Consider the following 19,719-nt stretch of genomic DNA (forward strand, 5'->3'; position numbering starts at 1 on the left):
GGTGAGTTGATATTTGGCTACGGTCTATTCGCGGAGAAGAGCGGATCGATTAGTCGACCTGTCACCTGGGAGCAGTGTTGCATGCAACTGGCGTGATAAGATAGTCCATTATTTACAGTACTTATATCCATGGTTTCTTCCATATGAGGCATGTAATCTTACTATATGGGATTCATACTTGTAAGGAGGGCGCGGATGATTAGAAAAAGTATTCTGTGGGGTCATATTGTCCAGTATAGATTTTCTTATCTTTTTGGTTTTGCATTATTGTCCATTTCTTGCGTGCTGCAGCTAGTCATTCCTGACCTGCTCGGACGGTTCACGGATCAATTGGAGCAATCGGAGCTTACGTATGCCGGGGCGGTGAAGATCGCACTCTGGATGATTGCGGCAGGCTTTGGTGTCGCCTTGTTCCGATCATCGTCCCGAATTTATTTGTTCCGGCTGTCGCGCGTGCTTGATCGGCGCATTCGCGACGACTTGTTCCGGCATTGGGAAACGCTGTCAGCTCAATACTTCAAAAATAAGCGAATCGGCGATTTGATGTCACACGCCATCAGCGACGTAAGCGTCATTCGTGAGGTCACGATGCAAGGGATCTTCAATACACTGGAAGCCGCATTCCTAATTACGATTACAGTGATCGCGATGGTTACCTTGGTGGATCCGATGTTGACGCTGATCACGATGCTGCCGCTGCCTCTGCTAAGCATACTCGCTTATCGGTTCAACAAGCGCATCCAGAAGGAGTCGACAGCCGTTCAGGAGACGATCGGCGACTTAACGAGCCGCGTACAGGAGTTCGTGGCCGGTATTCGCGTGGTGAAGGCGTTCGTCCAGGAGAAGGAGCAGACCCGATTGTTCGCGGAGGACAATCAGAACGCGGTGCAGATGAATCGTCGTCTTGTCCGGACGAATTCGTTGTTCGGCGCGTCCAGCTCCGCGGTTGTAGGCATCAGCTTCCTCGTCTCGGTCGTATTCGGCGGGATATTGGTGTTGAAGCGGGTTATTACGCTAGGTGAATTCGTCGCCTTCAATACGTACTTGTCACTCTTGATGGGACCGATCGAGAACTTGGGGAAAGTCGTTAATACGATGCAGCGGGGCCGTGCGTCGGAGAAACGTATTCTGGAAATTCTCAACACGATTCCAGATGTAGCGGATGATAAACAGGCGGATACGAGCATAGAGCGGTTGGAAGGTGATATTTCAATCCGTAACTTATCGTTCAGCTATCCGGAAGCTCATTCGCTTGCGCTTAACAATATAACGCTTGATATTCCGAAGGGAAGCAGCCTTGCTATAGTGGGCAGGGTCGGCAGCGGTAAGAGCACGTTGATCAACCTGCTTGTCCGCTTGTACAATCCGCCGGCTGGCACATTGTTTATTGATGGGCGGGACATTCACGATATCCCGCTTAAGGTGCTGCGCCGGGAAGTCGGTATGGTGCCGCAGGATCAGTTCTTGTTCTCGTCCACGATCCGGGACAACATCAGCTTCGATCCGAAGCCTTATGAAGACGAGGAAGTGGAGGAAGCTGCGAAGGTTGCCCAGGTGTATGACAACATTATCGAGTTTCCGAACCAGTTCCAGACTGCACTAGGCGAACGGGGGATTTCTTTGTCGGGCGGCCAGCGGCAACGGGTTAGCATTGCCCGGGCAATTATCAAGAAGCCGGCGGTGCTCATCTTCGATGACAGCTTGTCGGCTGTTGATACGGAGACAGAGGATCGCATCCTGCAAGGGCTGAACGAGGTCATGAACGACCGCACGACCATCATTATCGGTCACCGGATCTCTTCCGTGAAGGCAGCCGATCAGATCGTGGTCATGGAAGAAGGCGAGATCGTCGAGCGTGGTACGCATGAGTCGCTTCTCAAGCACAACGGCATATATGCAGACATGTACCACAAGCAACTGCTTGATGAAGCTGCCGAACGACATGAATTCAGTGAAGCGAGAGCGCCCGGGACCGGAGCGGAATCGAAAGGGATACCGGGGGGGAAAGTCGGTTGAGTATACATTCCGAGAAACAGCTAGTCGCAGTCAAAGATTCACAACTTATGCGCAAAATGCTGGCGTATGTGAAGCCGCATTGGAAGATGGTTGCTCTATGCATCCTCATGGCTTTCCTGATCGTCGTGACCGACCTGGCCAGACCGTACATTATGAAAGTGGCGATTGACGATCATATCAACGGGCTGAACCGTCCGATGCTGACCGTACCGGCCGAGCAGGCTGATGCATTGGAAGGCTACGGGAAGCCGTTCGTTGTAGGGGACCATGCTTATGTTCGATTGGACCCCAGTAAGAAGCCAGAATCGTTGCCGTCTGGTGTGGAGGCGGTCCAGATCGTGGAGAATCAAGGGAACTCCTTGTTGATTTATGGCGGGTGGCTGCCAGAGAAGAACAAGAAGACGAATGTGGTCACTCAGGCTGACGGTAAGCTGTCCGTAGAAACCGATGAGGCTAGCTTCCACGCTGAGCTGCTTAACGATAAGGATATCGATAATTTCCATGAACAAGACTTCAATGGATTTATCTTGTTGGGCGTCCTGTTCCTAGGGGCTGTCGTAATCGGTTCCGTGCTTAACTATTTGCAAACGAACTTGCTGCAATACACCGGTCAGCACATTATATACCGGATTCGGCAGCAACTGTTCGCTCACCTGAGCAAGATGTCATCTTCATACTTCGACCGCAATCCGGTCGGACGGCTCGTCGTCCGTGTCACGCAGGATACGGAATCGTTGAACCAGCTGTATTCCCAGGTCGTGGTCAACCTGGTCAAAGACCTGATCGTGCTTATCGGCGTTCTGGTTATAATGTTCCAGATGAATACGCGGTTGACCTTGCTCATGCTCGTCGTAATGCCTGTTCTGTTCGGTATGACCGTCTGGTACCGAATGGTCGTACGGGAGGCGCAGCGCACGATGCGGATCTTGCTCGCCAAGTTGAATTCGTTCCTCGCCGAGAACTTGTCGGGTATTCGGATCACGCAGATGTTCATCCGTGAGCAGAAGCAATGGGAGCAGTTCGACGATCTGAATACACAGCATTACAAGGCGGGGATGCGCGGTACAGTCATTAACTCCTTGTTCCAGCCAGCCATCGGCTTTCTGGGCAATCTCGCTATCGCCTTACTAATCTGGTACGGGGGAGCGAGCGTGTTGGAAGGGACGATTACATTCGGTATCGTGTACGCCTTCACGCATTATGTGCGGCAGTTCTTCAACCCGCTGATGAGCTTGGCGGAGAAATATAACCAGATTCAGACGGCCATGGTCGGCGCAGAACGCATCTTCGATATGCTGGGTGAAGAGCCATCCATCGTCGATGCAGAGAAGACGAAGTCGCTGCCCGCAGGCGGGGCAAGAGGTGAGATCGTCTTCGAGAACGTGTGGTTCGCCTACAACGCAGAAGAGTGGGTGCTGCGTGACGTGAGCTTCCGTATCGAGCCGGGGCAGACCATTGCTTTCGTCGGTGCGACCGGTGCGGGCAAGAGCTCGATCATCCAGCTCATCAACCGCTTCTACGATATCCAGAAGGGCAGCATTAAGCTGGATGGTATCGACATTCGCGACATCCCGCTTGTGCAACTGCGTCACGCGGTCAGCATCGTGCAGCAGGACGTGTTCCTGTTCACCGGCGACATCGCCTCGAACATCCGACTGAATGAAGCGTCGATTACCGACGAACAAGTGAAGGAAGCAGCGCGGATGGTGAACATGATACGGTTCATCGAGAAGCAGCCGCTCGGCTTCGCCACCCCGCTCGGCGAGCGCGGCGTGAACTTGTCGCTCGGCCAGCGGCAGCTGCTGTCGTTCGCCCGGGCGATCGTGTTCCGTCCGGAGATCCTCATCCTCGACGAGGCAACATCGAACATAGACACGGAGACCGAGCTGATCGTTCAGGACGCGCTGAAGACGATTTCCAAGGACCGCACAACGTTGATCGTCGCGCATCGTTTGTCCACGATCCAGCATGCGGATCAGATCATCGTCATGCACAAGGGTAAGGTTCGCGAGATCGGCAATCATTATCAGCTGCTAGCGCAGAACGGCTACTATCACCGGCTCTTCGAGCTGCAATATAAGGATCAACGGCAAAGCCAACCGATGCAGGAGGCTAGGTAGCAGGCACGACAATTCGCTAACGATCGACCTTCACGGCTACACGCAGTTCGTCCAAACCCATTCAGACGTGATTTATCAGTTTCTTACCGCCGACGTGATCGGTGACCCTATTAAGACCCGGGAAAACACACGGTATCTCGAAAGAGTGGTCGGCCGGAAACCGATACCGGTATTTCACGTTCAGAATTCGCTTGATGTGCTGGAGGAAATGATTGCCGAGGATCATGATGTTATTGCCATTGGTGGTTCCGTCTTTGTCAGTCGGCAGGAGCGGGTAAGGATTTTCGGTGAAATCTTCAAACGCTTCGGCGACCGTGCGAATTTTCACGCTCTTGGACTCGGGACAACCGAGCTCCTGCTGCGGCATCCCTGGTTTTCGGCAGACGCAAGTACATGGCTGAACGGCCGCATCTTCCGCAAGCTAATCACTCTCGCGGGTGATATACCGGCGCCGCGGTGGATGGGAAGCGAAGAAGCGCTCGGGTTCAATGTGCGCTCTCTCGCTGCTCTGGAGAACCGATATCAGGATCTACAACTGAATATCGGGCTCCTCGAGCCGGCCTTTAGCTGAGCGCGATCCCTCTTGCCTTGTGGCAGGAGGGTTTTTTTTCAGTCTCATTTGTAGGTGTAATCCGGTCTCATTCGTAACTATATTCAAACCGAATTGTTGGTCCTGCCCCAAGTGGCGAGTGTCTGAAAAAAATAAAGTTGTGGACTGAAAAAAAGTATTAGAAAAATATAGTTATAGACTGAGAAAATAAAGTATTAGACAGGAGATGAGGATTAAGCTAAGCGGGAATTTTGCGTAGAAAATGCTAAAGAGGCACCGGATTAAGATGGAAGCCTCTTTTTCTACGTTATCGTCTGAAAAAACTTTAAGCAGTGACGGCCGCCGGGTCGTTGTGATACCTTCACATTATGGATAAAGTTTCCTTGTCTGCAGGTGCGACAAGATCGGCGTGCGGCTTTGGTTGCGGTCAGCTACGCAGCCAAATAACTGAAAAAACGTTCAATGAAACCGGTGCTTTTCCTGTTCGCTTAGGCGTAACGAGTTCCGGAGCTTCGTATATCCAGTGAATTTGATGTTTAGAAATCCTAGTTTGATTACGCCTATCTGCTAGGCACATAATTAAATGAACGGATAGCCTGTACATTCAGAATGGAGAGTGCCATGATGGAAAAATTGACCTTGAGCATGTTGCTGGATCACTACGCGGAGTACCGCGAGCAAAGAAATGAGAGCGAAAAGACCGCCAAGGCGATTCATCAAGAGACCTGTCGTCAAAATTTCAACGACATCCTACTTGTCATGGGAATCGACTCTACGCTCTTCAAAGATCCCCACGATGAACGGTCATACCAGTTTGCGGAGGTCGACAAACACCTTGTTTTCGAACTGCTCGATCGGTTTTCAAACGCTGATTTTGTTCTCATGCGGAAGGGCAGGTACCTCGAAGTGTCCGTTAAATCGTTGCGTTTCTTCTTGAAGACGTTATCGACCCTCCTCGAACACCTGGAGATCGACGCGGAAGTTATCCGGGATCAGAAGGAGAAAATGATGCGCCAGACGAGTTATGCGCTTGCCGTTGAACTGCAAAACGTGCAGCGCTTGATGGCGGGTATCAAGCAAGACATTGATCAAATACTTGAAGAGGCCACAGAGAAGACAGATGATACCCGTTATTTGGATTCAATCGCTCTGCTACGTGATCTTGGTACACACTTACATTCGCTACGCGACCGAACACGGTACGTATTCCATTTCATGGATTTCGATCGTGTGCAAGAAGAATTATCCATCGGAGCGGCATCACTCAAGCAAGATCCCAATGGGACGGAACGAATCCAAAAGTTGGTTCGGTTAGACCAAGCGTTGCTGAACAACGAAAAGTATGTAGGACTCGTGGTGAAATCCGATCAACTTGCAGCTGAGATTCTGTTCTCCAAGAAGAAACGCTTCGGCTTCCTCAAAGCAATGAAGGAGATGAACAAAATTTCAGAGGAGACGCAGATTCGAGAGTTTGGCGAACTCCTCGCGCTCACCGGCGAAAACGAGAAAACAGAGACACCCCCACTTATCTCGAGCGAAGATGCTTTAGTTATTGCTATCGAGGCATACCAGAGAATTCTTGTCCTTCAACAGATGGCAGATGATCCCTTCGATGTCCCGATTGCTGTAGATTTAGTCACTCAAAGATTTGATGAAAATATTAACAGAAAAAGGGGTGGCAAGTCCTTGAACATCCATTCGATTTTCAATGTTGTGCTCGCCGTGCATCTCGATCTGGACTGGGACACTATGGCGGAGGACGCTTACAACGCGTATTCAGCGCTTTCAGATTCCAAGCAGGAAGAATTTGACCGACTCGTTAACGAGGCTGCAGTGGAGTGCGAGGGGCTGTTCCGAAGCTTTCCAGAGATGTATCAGACGAAACTAGATCTGGACATTCACGATGAAATTCAGGATGAAATCTTTGCTAAGCTTGAGCCTATATTTGAGGCATTTTTACACTGAAACCACCATAGTGGAGCGGCGCGTTCCTCCAGCCGTCCCTTCCGCCAGATGGCTGTATATCCGCATTTACGGCTATTCCGCCGCGGTCAGTGTGGCTTGAGTAGGGCACTGCCCACGGCGCCGGTCTATTTTCTTTGAGAAGACGAATATACGGTTTGAACGAATAAAGTCAATACGCCTTCGATAAGGTGAATCGGATTAGGAGTGGTACTAATGGATTTCAGAGAAATCGCAGAAATGCAAGACGTAATCGATCATATTTCCAGTGACGCCAACCTTTCAAGGCTTGAATATCGGGTGTCGGTGTATTCTGATGACAAGAATCGGAGTGTATCGAAGCAGCCCGAGAAAAAATTGCGCTTTGGAAACTTAAAGCGTCAATCCTCTAATGATCTCGTAGTCATTGAGGTGTACAGAGACCAAGTTGATCTTCATCATGCTGCTGAAGGCGCGCTGCACCATACAACTGATCTTGATCGATACAAGGAAATCCGACTGGAGACCAAGATCTTGATGGCTTTTGGTCGTTGGAGATCACACTACCTCGATTAACACCTAAATACTTATAGTCAGCAGCGGCCGCCCAGAGGGCAGCGACTGTGCTTGAAGAAGCTATATGCAATTGCATCGCGGGTCGAGGGCAAACATCACCAAATCCTCCGTCAAATCCGAACCGAGTTGGCTCCAGGCATCCCCGTTATGGTTGTGTTCGTTCGCCATCGTTCCAAAAAAAACGAATGGTTGGCAATCCTCTCGACGGATCTGGCCTTAACCGTTCCGGACTATATTTTAGTGTAATGTTGGCATGACCCCAACTTGGAGTGTTTGCACGGGGTTTACAGGAAATGAGGCCGGGCTATATAATAAAATCAATACTATTTACAAGATTTTCCCCGCCGTCTCTTTTTCGATGGGGAAGGAGCAGCTAATGTTTAGCTTATAAATATCGGTTCAAAATTGGCGGGCAAATTGGTATACGGGATCCGTATGCCTTTTTTTGTTTCGCCTTTTTTTGTGCCCAAATAAGGAGATGTTGGGATTGATCAAAATGGTTCGCAACCTGATGACCACCGCAACAAAGGGAAACAACACGAGGTTGTACTTCGAAAGTACCGTACTGGAATCTGCCGGCTTCAACTGCGGAGACCCAGTGAAGGTGCGTGTTGAGAAGGAAGCGATCTTTCTGGTTCGCAGCGAAGATGGGGATGGGGTGATTTCCAGGCGGCACCGCGTCGGTTGGAAGGAACCCCGCCCATACTTTGACCGCAAGAATCAGGAAATCACCCGTGTTCTGCGCGCCCATCAGCGGATTGATATGATCGTCCGTGACAGGGAGATTGAGGTAAGAGGAATGAGCGTCAGTTTCTCCTTAACCGAGACCAAGGAAGAGGAGAAGTTTCAGGGTCACCAATTGGGTCGCCTCCGCTGCTTCTCGATCCCCTCGGGGGCAGGCGTCGCGAAAGCAGCGCTAGTAGAAACTGGGCTTTATTCCTGCGTGGGTGGATTGGATTATTGGAATGCTGCTGTGGACACATTCAAACTGAATTTTGGGGATTCGTCGCTGGCCGTTTTTGCCGATATGCGGCACGTCGCACCGTCCTGGGTGCCGAGAGCAGATGTGACGTGGCTTTCGCCAGAATGTACGGACTTCTCGCCCTTGGGACTGTGCGGAAACGGAGCGGTTGAGGGGCTCGCCCCCCACTACGCCAGACTAACCCTTGCGAGCTCCAGTAGGGCGGTAATTATCGAACAGATCCCGCAATACTACAGGACGCGCAGCTACCGGCAGTTACGGGAACTTCTCGTGGCGGGCGGCTTCAGTCATTTTTACGAAACCGTCATTGACGCCCACGATTTCGGGTCCGTTCCGTCCCGCACCCGTGGCTATGCCGTCGGGTTCACGGAGAACTGCGATTTCGCTTGGCCCGAGACGCCGCGGATCCCCAACCGCTTCCGTTCGACCGTGGAACAAGTCATCGGACCGGATTGGGAATCAAGAGGGGAGTTTAAGCTGATTGCCGGTTCGTACATCGAGCAGCTGCAGAACCGAAGCGGGGAGACGAACAATTTCACCGCGACGCATAATCGCACGCTCGTTAGCCTGCAAGATACGCGCATGGCCGCATTGCTCGCCTCATACAGTCGGACAAACAGCACATCCTCGTATCTGATCCATCCGGACGGCAAGCATTGGAGGAAATTCGTCGCATCCGAGCTTTCCCGCTTTATGCACATACCGGACTGGTTTTCCTGGCCGGAGTGGATGAGCGAGAATCTTCGGACGCAGTTAATCGGTCAGTCTGTCGATTGTGCCGTTGTGAAGTCCATCGCGGTGGAAGTCGCCGTTTCGCTCATGAAGGCAGAAATCAGCGGTCGGCGGCGGCATAAGAGCGTAAGTCCCCCGCTTGTCCAGGAGAAGACCGGACAGGACGCCTTCGTCGTATAACCGACCGATGATACGGTATAAATACCCCGGCGCGGGAGTTGAAAAATTCGACTCCCGGCGCGGCGGGGGTCATTTGGAGGCATGTAGCATGATGGACAATGTATCGTTTATCCGCAACGTCGGTACGGGTGCCAAAAAGGGAAAGACTTGGATTTTTTTAGAGTCCCTTATACTCGAGGCAGCGGGACTCCTCCCGGGAGACCGTATCGAGATGACCATTTTGCAGGATAAGCGGGCACTTGTATTCAAGAAATCCGACATCGGCGAGCATGTGGTTTCGCGGCGGAAGCGGGCAGGATGGACAAAGGAACGTCCTCTCATGGACCGATGCAATGAAGAGATCACTGGCGTCATTCGTCCGCGCAAAGGGATTGATATTCTCGTCTCTGACGGGATCCTCATTGTTCGGGAGGAGAACACGTTTGAATTCTGCGTGTTCGACCGACCCACACTGCAGGGAAGTAATCTCAAGAAACTTCGCTTGCTTAGCCTTCCGGCAGGAGCGGGCGTGGCTTCGAAAGCACTGGAGTCTACCGGATTTTTCGAGCCTGTTTTCGGCGGGGACATTCTTCCTGAAGCGATCGAGACGTACAAGGCGAACTTCGCAGACGGCGCATCCTACTGGGGCGACTTACGAAGATTGAATCCCATTTATATCGATCCGGTCGATGCCGCTTGGCTCTCTCCCGCATGCACCAAATTCTCACTTCTCGCGGGAAGCGGGGGAGATTCGGCGGGCGGTTATCTGGAAGGCATGGGTATAATCTATGCCAACCTGGTGCTCGCAAGCCGAGCCAAGGTCGTCATGATAGAAGAAGTGCTGCCGTACTTTTCAAGTCGGTCTTATCACCATCTAAAGACAATGCTTTCCACGGAGTATCCCTATTGGTCCGAGCGCATAACGGGCTCGGGGCTCGACGCCTTTGATTTCGGAAGTCCGGCTGGACGACGACGCGGATTTGTCGTGGCATCGCTGACGCCCCTCGACAACTTCAAATGGCCCGAGCCACAGATTCCCGACCACCGAAGGCCAACAATTGAGCAGGTCATCGGAAAGGAGTGGGAAGAAAGGGCGCTGTGGCGAGAAATCAACGAGACGGTAATGGAAGGTTTGCTGAACAAAGCATCGACCAGTAACAACTTCCGGGCCGATAAGAATCCAACACTGGTGAAGCCAAAGGATGTGCGTATGGCGGCGCTCGTGGCCTCGTACAGCAAGGTTCAGGTAACGAGCTCCTATTTATGGCATCCTGATCATCCGAACCTGTGGCGCCCGTTTACGTCGGGAGAGATCGCTCGTATTCTCGATATCCCCGATGACTTCTTTTTTCCGGAGGACATTGCAGAAACGAGACGTACTTACATGCTAGGTAACTCGGTAGATTGTCGAGTGGTCAAGGCAATTGGTATCGAAGCGGCATTCCACTTGATGATGGACCGTCTTGTCGATCGTGATTTTTCATTTTCGTTGAGAAACGACGGCCAACCTGCTCCTGCCCCTGTAAAAAGGGCTGAGGACTGGTTATCGACCGACCGAAACGGTCAGTATTCCTTCAACATCGGAGCGTAAGGAATTTTCCTATTTTCCCCTGCATGGGTCGGTTTAAACTTAACCCTCCGATGCAGCGGGGGGATAGGGGGGGAATTGGTATGTTCGAAACGAAAGAACCCGTATTGGATTATCTCTTCGAGGATGCACCGAACAAGGTGCGCCCGGCGAACCTGAAACGGCATACGAACGACACCGCTACGTATGGGGACTGCTTCAAGAGTATGGTCTTTCCTATTACGGCGTGATCCGCGACTGGACGGCTGTATTCGGTCAGGGCGGTACGTTTATCGTGCTGCATCACTTCATCGAAGGAGAGCCGATGTGGGAGCTGTTCGGGAAGGATTCGGGGATCAGTGTTCAGCAAGTGCCAATGGGCGAGGGACTGGCAGCATTCCTCGAAGCGCTTGCCGGGGCGAAATACGGTCTTACGATTCCCAAGCAGGTGTACATCGACGCTTTACTTCACGAAATGACGGGACCGTACAATTGGCATTACGAATCTCCGGTTCATAAGCTGGTGCTCACCGTGAGGAAGAAGGATGTATCGTTTGCCATTGAAGTATTCGGTGACGATATGCCTTTCCCGCCGTATGGCGTCAAGGAATCGCTACCGTGGCCGTCGCTGAAGATTATTGACAACGGCATTCAATTGGAGCTGTTCGACGCGTCACCGTTTATCGTGGAGAAGCCCGATACAAAGCCAGTACGTGGCGAACGCATGGGCTTAGCTGATGCCGTTCCGGTGGAACTGGAGAGGGAGACGGACGCGGCGATCGCTCGCGTATTCAGGGAGAACGACGTCTTGGTCGTCCCGGCGAGCGGGGGCAAAGATTCATCCGTGATCATGCAAAAGTGCCTCAGTTTCAAAATGGCGAACCCGGACTGTAAAACCGAGCTTGTCATTGTCTCTGCCGACGTGCTTACGGAGAACCCGCTTCTGGCTGTTCACGTTCGGAAGCTTAAAGAAGCGGTGGACAGCATGGGTATTGGCGTGCCGTTCATCATCGTAGAGCCAGCGATTACGGACACCTACATGGTGACGGTATTCGGACCGGAACCAATATTTCTTCCTGCCGGAGCTTCCGAACGGTACGCATACGGTTCGTTTCGAAATCGGCGCCGAAAGGACCGATAAGGTGAAGGTGTTCGAGGAGAGCGGCAATCGGACGGGGCTCGAGGATTATCGGCAGCATCCGGAACGATACGAACCGAACGTGATTCAACTTGGCAGGCTGCTCCTTGTGCAGCCGCCGTTGAACTGATTTGACCGGTCCGCTAGCTTCAAAAAATAATGCGATTGTATTGCCCTTGATCGATTCGAAATTTATGCGGAGTGGTGCCTACGATGCGCCGAAATACTCTGCAAAAGTAGCTGCTGTTTGCGTAGCCGATCTCTTGGGCAATGTCTTCAACCGACTTTTTCGTATGACGAAGCAGATAAACGGCTTTGTCCATGCGAATTTTTGTCAAATATTGCACGGGAGACAAACCGGTCGTACGTTGAAACAATCGTAAAAAATGGAATCTGGAAAGTCCGGAATGTTGTGCGATCTGATCAAGACCTCCAAAGTCGGCGTAATGATTTTGCATGAAAGCCGCAGCGGAACGAATGGATGCCGGCCATCCGTCCATGTCTGTCTTGACTGCGAAATAATAACGACAGCACTCCATCAGAAACCGATAGGCCAAATCCGAGGATCGGAATCGGTCTTGGATTTCCTGATTGCCGGCTTGCCGATGTATTTCCATTAATGTGCGAATGGGGCTACTGTCTACGTTCATGGAAAGAAGTTGGCCATAATTGTCGGTGATCAGCTTCCAGCATTGATCCGCAAACGGTCCGTACAAGTTGATGAAGATGAAGGTCCAGCTCTTACTGCTTTTCGGCAAGTAATACCGGTGATCGTCTGGGATACGTATGAAAAACGCCTGTCCCGGATTCATATCGACCGTATGATTTTTAATCCGAATCGCACCGCAACCCGATAACGTATATTGAAAAACAAAATGACCATCCATCCCGGGACGTGTTAGCCCATCACGACCATAATCGTATGTTCGCCGTTCCTCAATTCCGATGGAGTTGATCTGCACAGTTGTCCCTTCTGTGTCTTTTGAAAAGTAGAAACCATAGCTCCCAAGCTGTACGGGAATCATGAGTCGATCCATTCCTCCACGCTTCATTTTACTTCCTCCACACATAAAGAACGCTTTCACAAAACAGCAATTTTGTCTTGTTTTTCGAAAATTATTATCGTTGTCTTCCGTAAACGGGTTACTTATACTGAAATCACTCTATCACATTCTGACAAAACATAACATCAGGGTAAGTAACGAATGTGGTCAATGAACCAGTTATTTCTATCAAATTCGAGAGGGGGAGCACCCTTATATTTATGAAAGTAATCGATTTCCATGCGATTGCCGAGGAAAAGAAAAAATAAGCGGGAAGCAAAAGGAGGCAAGGGCCGCAGCAGTGCGGCGACTATGATGACAAGCAGCGGAAAAATCGGAATCGGCATATTAGGGACGGGCAAGAGGGGTGTTTATTTCGGAGGAGCTTACTTCGGCAAACATCCGGATTGCGAGATTGTCGGACTATGCGACATTCAGCCGGAAAGTTTGGACTTTGCCAAGGAGAAGCTCGGGGATCATATCCCTGCGACGACTTCGCTGGAGCAGTTTCTGCAGCTCCCCGGGCTCGACGCCGTCATCATCTGCAGCAACGATCATGCCCATGCGGAGCATACGCTCGCTTCGCTAAAAGCAGGGAAGCACGTTTATTTGGAGAAGCCGATGGCGCAGTCGATCGAAGATTGCGACCGGATGGTCAAGGCGGGGATCGAGGCGAAGCGGGTGTTCATGGTCGGGCTTGAGCTGCGTTATTGCTCGCTCATGGAAGACATGAAGCGTTTTATCTCATCGGGTGAGATCGGGGAGATTAAGCTCGGGAACGTCATCGACAACGTCTCGGTCGGCGGCGACTATTATTATCATGGTGCTAGAAGGCGCAAACAGTACGTGAAAAGTCTCATTTTGGAAAAGGGCACACATTCACTCGATTTGGCCAACTGGCTGATCGACTCGTCCCCGGTCAAAGTGTATTCCTCAAGCGGATTGGACGTGTTCGGCGGCAGCGCTCCTAACGACAAACGGTGCCGGTCATGCGACGAGACGGCCACATGCGCCTATTACGTCGATAACCGCACAGGGCTGGAGATGGATTACGGCGGCGTCCGGCTGAAGGACGATCTGTGCGTCTATGCCGAGGAGATCGACACGGATGACAACGGGATTGTCGTTATAGACTACGCCAACGGAGCAAGGCTTTCTTATCTGGAGTGTCATTTTACGCCGGAATATACGCGCGAATTTATGTTTACGGGCACGAAAGGAAAAATGATCGGCTTCTACAACAACGAACAAGACTTCAAAATAACGATTATGAAACGGCACTCCAAGGAAGTCGAGACCTACTATCCGGAACGCCGCTCCGGCGGACATGGCGGGGGCGACGACGCGATCGTGCGGACGTTCGTCGAACTGATCCAGAAGGGCGAGCCGGCGATGCCGGGTATATGGGGGGCGCGGGACAGTGCGGCCATCGCTCTCGCTGCCGCGCAGTCGGCTGAGAGCGGGATGCCTGTGGCTATTCCGAGCAACGATTTGTTAACTATGATCGGAGCTGTCCGCTAACTTCGATGCCGTTCAGCGCCTGTTAGATTACGGTACTGGCCAATCGGATATGATGATTGCTGTACTCTTAGTTGGAGGGATGTGAAGTTTCACACGCATTTGGGCCAAAATGCATGTGAAACTTCACATCCCTTGGCTTGCCCATTCCCCGCCATGCTCCAGGCCGAACCGGCCGACGACCACTTCCTTCTCACGCTCGTCCCTTCAAAGGCTCAGAGGTCAAGGCGCAAAAAAACAGAAGGCAAGACGGTTATCCCATCGCCTTCTGCGTATCTCGCATAAGTAGCTTTACTTTTTTTTCTCGGCCTCGATCCAGTCGTTGGCTTCTGCTTCGCTTTTTTGCATGAACGCGTTGATATCAATAGTGCCGTTTCGGACCTGCGCAAAATTTTTGTCGATAATCCGTTTGATTTGATCGTCGGTTTTCGTTTCGTTGCGCACCGGGGCGGGTTTGCTTTTGAAGATGGCGGCAATATTTTTCCCTTGCAAATGAGGGATTTCCGCCCCGAGCTGCTCCTCGATTTGCCGGTTGTCCAGCGCGGAAGCGCGGCCCGTCTTGCGGGCGCTGATCAACTGTACGGCATCGGAAGTGATCACCTCGATAACGCGAACGGCCTCTTCTTGATGCTCGCTTGTTCGCGAAACCATAATTTCATGCAGGTCGACGGGTGGGGCGACGTGCGGCTTTTCTTTGTAGCTTGGGAATTCGACCAGGTTCCACCGGAAGCCTTGATTGGATGCCTGCTTCAGCATCGGAAACAAATTGATCGTGCCGACCATGGCCAATGTTCGTTCCTCGGTAAAAGCCTTGGCAAAAGACGGCGATTTCTGATTGCCGGGAATGTCGTCGAACGATTTCATCAGCTGAAATACGTTTTTCCATTCGTAGTTGTTTATCGCCGCTTTCCCTGTGCTTTTGTCGACAAAGGGCAGAGACAGCGGGTACCCGAGCCAGTAGTTCATAAAATAATCGTAGCCTTTGTACTGGACGCCACCCTCCACGCGGGTCATTTTCTTGGAGAGGGCGAGAACGTCTTCCCAGGACATGCCGTCTTTCGGATAGTCCACGCCAAATTTATCGAACAGCTCCTCATTGTAATAAAGCGCGTTGGTGTTGGTCGCATACGGCAAGCCGTACACTTGTCCGTTGTCGCCGAAGGCTTCGACCACGCCCGGCCGGAATCGGCTCAAATCGATCTGGGCTTTTTTCAGGAGCGGCAAAATGTCGGTCGTAAGCCCCAGCTCTTTGTATTGGTCCTTGCTCGCTCTCGACAGGATCATCAGATCGGGCACGGTTTTGGCGGCGACGAGGTCCTGAATTTGCGTGCCCGTTGCCGGTCTGACCAGGTCGACGGTAATGTTCGGATATTTTTTCTTCAAGGGCTCTACTATCAAGAGCTGAAAATCATCGTCATACAAATAAGCTTCACTCGCCAGCAAGGTCAGACGTACCGGCTTGTCGGCCGCCTTCTCCTGTAAGTTCGAGGGGGTTGCCGCCGGATTCGAGCCCGCCGCGTCGGATGCCCCTTCCCGTCCGCCGCAGCCGGACAAGACGATCGCCCCCAATAGTACGATTGCGCTTGATGCCAACAACGAATTGCGTTTCATGAAATGTTGCCTCCCCGTTTTTATCTTTCTTCGACGTCCGGGCTTTTTACAAAGAGGTTAGCCCGACATGGAACTATCATAGGGGATAACCGGGGGAAAGTCGTTGTCATTATCGTCGCAAGTTTTGCAATAATAGACAGACGAAACAAACCCGCTCTCATGGGGACGGGCGGGATTTTCGTCGTTAGGTAAGCGTTTTCATACTCGTTAAAGGGGATCGCCGCCATAAAGGAGTACGGACTGCGGAGCTCGCTTTCGCGTTGTTTTGCCGGCGATCATTCGCGCGTATTCGCTCGGAGCGAAGCCGGTCGCTTTTTTGAAATGCTTCGAAAAATAATGTACGCTACTGTAGCCGAGCTGATCGGCGATTTCCGTCATGCTGTACATCTTCTCGCGAATTTGCCGCTTCGCGTACTCGAGCTTCAGCATGTTGTAATATTCCATGACCCCGGAATTGGCCCGGCTTTTGAACAAATTTTTCAGAATGGTGCTGCCGATGGCAAACTCGCTGCATATTTGTTCGAAGATCAGGTTGTTCCTGACGTTGGCATTCAAATACAGCGCGATCCGTTCGAACAAGTCCTCGTTTCTCGTTGCGAGCACAACCGACTCCGGCCTTTGCTTGCATGTCCCGGCCGATTGTTTGCGAATGAGGCGGATCAGCAGCATTTCCAGCAAGTTTTTGATCATTTGCTCGCTGCCGAACTGAGCGCCTTCCTTGCGCTGCGGGATCATCATTTGGGGATGTCCGACGGGAGGATCGAACGCTTCCTTTCCTTCGGAAATCAAATGGTAGAGAAGGTCCTGCTCGGATTGCTCCAGATGCAGCACCCTTCCCTTGAAATAGTCGATGGCGGGCGAGTGGCAGACGAACGACATAATAATCAGGTTGGGAGCGGTTCCGCCCACCGCATGACCGGTGTGGAATTCGTTCGGCGAATAAAAAATCATATCGCCCTGGCTCAGATGGTTGCTCCCCAGGTCGGTAATGATGAAGACTTCCCCTTTATCGACATAAACTAATTCCCAGAAATCATGTTTTTCGCCGGTAGCCTGGAAATGTTTCGGCAGCTCCATGTACAGAAACGAAAACAGCCGTTCAACGACTACTTCTTCCTTCAAACGCAACATTTCCCAATCCGTCATGGGATCGCCGCCTCCTTTGGCCGATTTTACAAAACTTGCGACTATCGTTGCAAATACCGTGAGGAGTTTCACCTGTATTATACAAGCAAAAGGAGGGATTGTATATGAAGGAACATCAGACGGAATACGCTCCGATTTTGTGGAGCAGAAGAAAAGTGCTCGCTTCCCTGGGCATCGCCGGGGCCGCCTTTGCCGCAGGAAACTGGAGCAACCGTGCGCTTGCCCAAGGCGTGTCGAATGCGGTTTACGGCCCCTCGCCTTCGGGGCACGTCGATACGGTCCGGAGAGTGGACACGATTGCGGAGTTGCAAAATTGGCCGAGTTTGCATCCGCTGGCCGACGGTTTTGTCGCGGAAGCGTTGGGCTACTATGCCAAAGGGGATGGAGGAGGCGGGCTGCTGTATTGGGATGCCGGCTCCTCGGAGCCCGACAACGGAGGAACGGTATTCCGCCTTGCCGGAGCGACCGGGCCCGGCCGCTGGAAGCGCCCAGAAGCCGGGAATCTGTATCCGGCCCAATTCGGGTGCAATCCTTCAGGCACGACTGTGGACGATGACCGGCTGAATGCGCTGTTTGCCTATGCGGCGTCCGCTCGCAAAGCCGTCTATGTGGCCCGGCACGAAGTTTTTCGTTATCGCAAGCTCGTCATTCCGAGTCATTTCACCTTGATCGGCGAAGGAACCTTTTTATTGGACAACAACCAAAGCGGATCCAACGCGGAGCCGAGCATCCGGGGCGGCAACGCAGCGCAAAATCAGACGACGTACCCTTCGACCCGTGTCAGCGACATTTTCATCGGGGGAATCACGTTCGACGGCAATTTGAGTCATCAGGTAGCGGGAGCGAAGCTGACCGGCTTGCAGTTTTGGGCGATAGACGGCCTCGTTCTGGAAAATACCCGCTTTGTCGGCTGGGCCTGGATGGGCTTGCGCGTACTCGGCTTGCTCGGAGGGGTGACGGACCCGCAATCGGCGCCGGAGGCGCAGGACTACTGCACGCGCGTCTATTTGCGAAACGTGCATTTCGAGCAGTGCGGCTATGCCGGCGTTCAGCTGTATTGCGTCAAGCACGGGGCCGTTCTGCATTCGACGGGTTACGATACTCCGATGCTCGTTAACGGGGACGTCGAGCTGCGCGATTTCCACATCATGAATTGCCAGTCCGTCTGTGAGCACGTTGCGAATCCCGGCACGGCGTTCACGATCGACCAGGGGTCCAGATTTTGCTCCATTACGGACTGCTCCGCCTGGGGGCACCTGACTTGCACCTTCGTCGAAGCGGCGTTCGACATTCTCATCGCCCGCAACAAAGCTTATTTCTGCACAGGCAACGGCCACCTTTCTTATCCTTCGTCCATCTACGGGGTTCCGCTGCAATCGGCCAGATTGTTCTATGTGGAGAATGAAGCGCACCAATGCTACGACGGCTTCCGCATCGGAACGAACAATACGCCTACGAGCCAGGTGACCTGGATCAGCAACAAATCGTACGGCCATGTGAACCCTTATTCCAGCGGGTTTCTCTTGATTAACGTTGCTGGCATCACGTTTGAATCCAACCTGGTCTCCGGGACCTATACGGGCGTCAATACCCAAACCGTAACCGGCATGACCGGAGGCAACAACCGGATTCATGGAACGAACGCCGCCTACCGCCTGCAAGCGGCCGGAAACTGGAGTTTGGACAGCGATACGCTCAGCGGCGGCAGCTCGGCGCAAATATACATATACAAAACAGCCCCCTTGAGCGGACCAGTCGTGTTTCATCAGCCGCGTTTGGGAATCGGCAATCCGGTTTATAAAGACGAGGCCGTTTCCCCTGGGCTGCTGCAATTGATCGACTACAGCTTGGATGACAGCTTGGCCCTGACGGCCGTCACGTTCGCCGCCACATTCGTGGCCTCCCGATCGGCTGTCTCTCAGTCTTTCGTTGTCAATGGAGCTCAATACGGCTGGCAGGTTGAAGCGTTGCCCTTGGTCCAGATCGCTCCGCTTCTTGCAAGCGCTTGCGTAGACGGCGCCAATTCGGTTCGCGTCACCTTGCTCAATCCCGGGGATTCGCCCGCAACGGTGCCAAATACAGCGATCCGGCTTCATGTAGTCCGCTATTTGGTGAAATAAGAGCAAGTAACTAACTCAGCGCGCTGGCCGACGGTTTCTCGATCCGTCGGCTTGTCGTCGTTTTCGTTGTCCCCGCGTTGCGTTTGCGGTTCTGGCCCGGCGTGACGCCCGCGATTCTAAATGTACGCAACCTGGAACCCCCTCTGCCTGTACGCCCTGCCAGCCGGGCTGAACGCAAGGCGCCTTTACGGCTTTGCAGGCTCGATAGAAAGGGCGCCGGTGCTCGAGTCCTGGAGCACGAGCTTGCCCTCCGTCGGTTGTCCGTCTCGGCCGGTCAGCTTGAGTTTGCCGGTCTGGCCTTTCTCGATCAGGCTGCGCGCCATGGCGACGGTCAAGGACTTGCCGTAGGCGTCCTTCCAGATGACGAACTTGCAGCCCTCGCGGAAGCGCGAGCAGCCGTAGCCCTTGTGGCCGACGATCACGTCGCCGCTGCAGCCGGGGCGCGGGCACGCGCCCACGCGCTCGCGCAGCGCCGCCCCGGCGCTGGCGCGGGCTGGCGC

The 19,719-nt window shown here is 52.6% G+C and carries 16 protein-coding genes and 1 pseudogene; 13 read left to right on the plus strand and 4 right to left on the minus strand.

The genetic code is table 11. The features are described 5' to 3' along the window. Nucleotides 1-195: 195 nt before the first annotated feature. The 11 genes and pseudogenes from AC1DWB_RS04055 (at nt 196) to AC1DWB_RS04105 (ending at nt 11,911) form a co-directional block, all read left to right on the plus strand. A complete protein-coding gene (locus AC1DWB_RS04055; RefSeq protein ID WP_477539745.1) occupies nt 196-2,016 on the plus strand; it encodes an ABC transporter ATP-binding protein in 1,821 nt (606 codons plus the stop codon). Further along, nucleotides 2,013-4,136, plus strand: coding sequence for an ABC transporter ATP-binding protein (locus AC1DWB_RS04060; protein ID WP_477539746.1), 2,124 nt, complete (start codon nt 2,013-2,015; stop codon nt 4,134-4,136). The genes AC1DWB_RS04055 and AC1DWB_RS04060 overlap by 4 nt, the downstream gene beginning before the upstream one ends. 145 nt (nt 4,137-4,281) lie before the next feature. Beyond that, nucleotides 4,282-4,707 (plus strand): hypothetical protein, encoded by a 426-nt coding sequence (locus AC1DWB_RS04065; protein WP_477539747.1) that lies wholly within the window; start codon nt 4,282-4,284, stop codon nt 4,705-4,707. Between the two features lie 600 nt (nt 4,708-5,307). Beyond that, nucleotides 5,308-6,651 (plus strand): hypothetical protein, encoded by a 1,344-nt coding sequence (locus AC1DWB_RS04070; RefSeq protein ID WP_477539748.1) that lies wholly within the window; start codon nt 5,308-5,310, stop codon nt 6,649-6,651. Nucleotides 6,652-6,864: 213 nt separating this feature from the next. Beyond that, nucleotides 6,865-7,203 (plus strand): hypothetical protein, encoded by a 339-nt coding sequence (locus AC1DWB_RS04075; RefSeq protein ID WP_477539749.1) that lies wholly within the window; start codon nt 6,865-6,867, stop codon nt 7,201-7,203. 36 nt (nt 7,204-7,239) lie between these two features. After that, a pseudogene (locus tag AC1DWB_RS04080) lies at nt 7,240-7,446 on the plus strand (IS4 family transposase); the annotation flags it as partial. 253 nt (nt 7,447-7,699) lie between these two features. Beyond that, a complete protein-coding gene (locus AC1DWB_RS04085; protein ID WP_477539768.1) occupies nt 7,700-9,097 on the plus strand; it encodes a DNA cytosine methyltransferase in 1,398 nt (465 codons plus the stop codon). An 88-nt stretch (nt 9,098-9,185) separates the two neighbouring features. Beyond that, entirely contained in the window at nt 9,186-10,667 is a 1,482-nt protein-coding gene (locus AC1DWB_RS04090; protein ID WP_477539750.1) for a DNA cytosine methyltransferase, read from the plus strand. A gap of 80 nt (nt 10,668-10,747) precedes the next feature. Continuing rightward, the gene (locus tag AC1DWB_RS04095) at nt 10,748-10,894 is read left to right on the plus strand and encodes a hypothetical protein (RefSeq protein WP_477539751.1); all 147 of its coding nucleotides are present in this window, start codon (nt 10,748-10,750) and stop codon (nt 10,892-10,894) included. Beyond that, nucleotides 10,891-11,784: a hypothetical protein gene (locus AC1DWB_RS04100; RefSeq protein WP_477539752.1), complete on the plus strand. Its 894-nt coding sequence runs from the start codon at nt 10,891-10,893 to the stop codon at nt 11,782-11,784. The genes AC1DWB_RS04095 and AC1DWB_RS04100 overlap by 4 nt, the downstream gene beginning before the upstream one ends. A gap of 1 nt (nt 11,785) precedes the next feature. Next, nucleotides 11,786-11,911, plus strand: a complete 126-nt coding sequence (locus AC1DWB_RS04105) for a hypothetical protein (RefSeq protein WP_477539753.1) — start codon at nt 11,786-11,788, stop codon at nt 11,909-11,911. A gap of 19 nt (nt 11,912-11,930) precedes the next feature. Here the strand turns inward: AC1DWB_RS04105 and AC1DWB_RS04110 are convergent, their stop codons facing one another. Continuing rightward, nucleotides 11,931-12,833, minus strand: a complete 903-nt coding sequence (locus AC1DWB_RS04110; RefSeq protein ID WP_477539754.1) for an AraC family transcriptional regulator — start codon at nt 12,831-12,833, stop codon at nt 11,931-11,933. Nucleotides 12,834-13,136: 303 nt separating this feature from the next. Here AC1DWB_RS04110 and AC1DWB_RS04115 point away from each other — a divergent pair, with 303 nt between their 5' ends. Then, complete coding sequence (locus tag AC1DWB_RS04115; RefSeq protein WP_477539755.1) at nt 13,137-14,345, plus strand: Gfo/Idh/MocA family protein; 1,209 nt, start codon at nt 13,137-13,139, stop codon at nt 14,343-14,345. Nucleotides 14,346-14,633: 288 nt separating this feature from the next. Here the strand turns inward: AC1DWB_RS04115 and AC1DWB_RS04120 are convergent, their stop codons facing one another. Together AC1DWB_RS04120 and AC1DWB_RS04125 are read right to left on the minus strand one after the other, a co-directional pair. Further along, nucleotides 14,634-15,953 (minus strand): ABC transporter substrate-binding protein, encoded by a 1,320-nt coding sequence (locus AC1DWB_RS04120; RefSeq protein ID WP_477539756.1) that lies wholly within the window; start codon nt 15,951-15,953, stop codon nt 14,634-14,636. 207 nt (nt 15,954-16,160) lie between these two features. Then, nucleotides 16,161-17,099, minus strand: a complete 939-nt coding sequence (locus AC1DWB_RS04125; protein WP_477539757.1) for a helix-turn-helix domain-containing protein — start codon at nt 17,097-17,099, stop codon at nt 16,161-16,163. Between the two features lie 104 nt (nt 17,100-17,203). Between AC1DWB_RS04125 and AC1DWB_RS04130 the strand changes: the two genes are divergently transcribed. Further along, nucleotides 17,204-19,219: a hypothetical protein gene (locus AC1DWB_RS04130; protein WP_477539758.1), complete on the plus strand. Its 2,016-nt coding sequence runs from the start codon at nt 17,204-17,206 to the stop codon at nt 19,217-19,219. 185 nt (nt 19,220-19,404) lie between these two features. Here AC1DWB_RS04130 and AC1DWB_RS04135 read toward each other — a convergent pair. Continuing rightward, nucleotides 19,405-19,719 (minus strand): topoisomerase C-terminal repeat-containing protein (locus tag AC1DWB_RS04135; protein WP_477539759.1); only part of this gene is annotated, 315 nt, incomplete at its 5' end.

Source organism: Paenibacillus sp. P4_E11 (assembly GCF_056401635.1).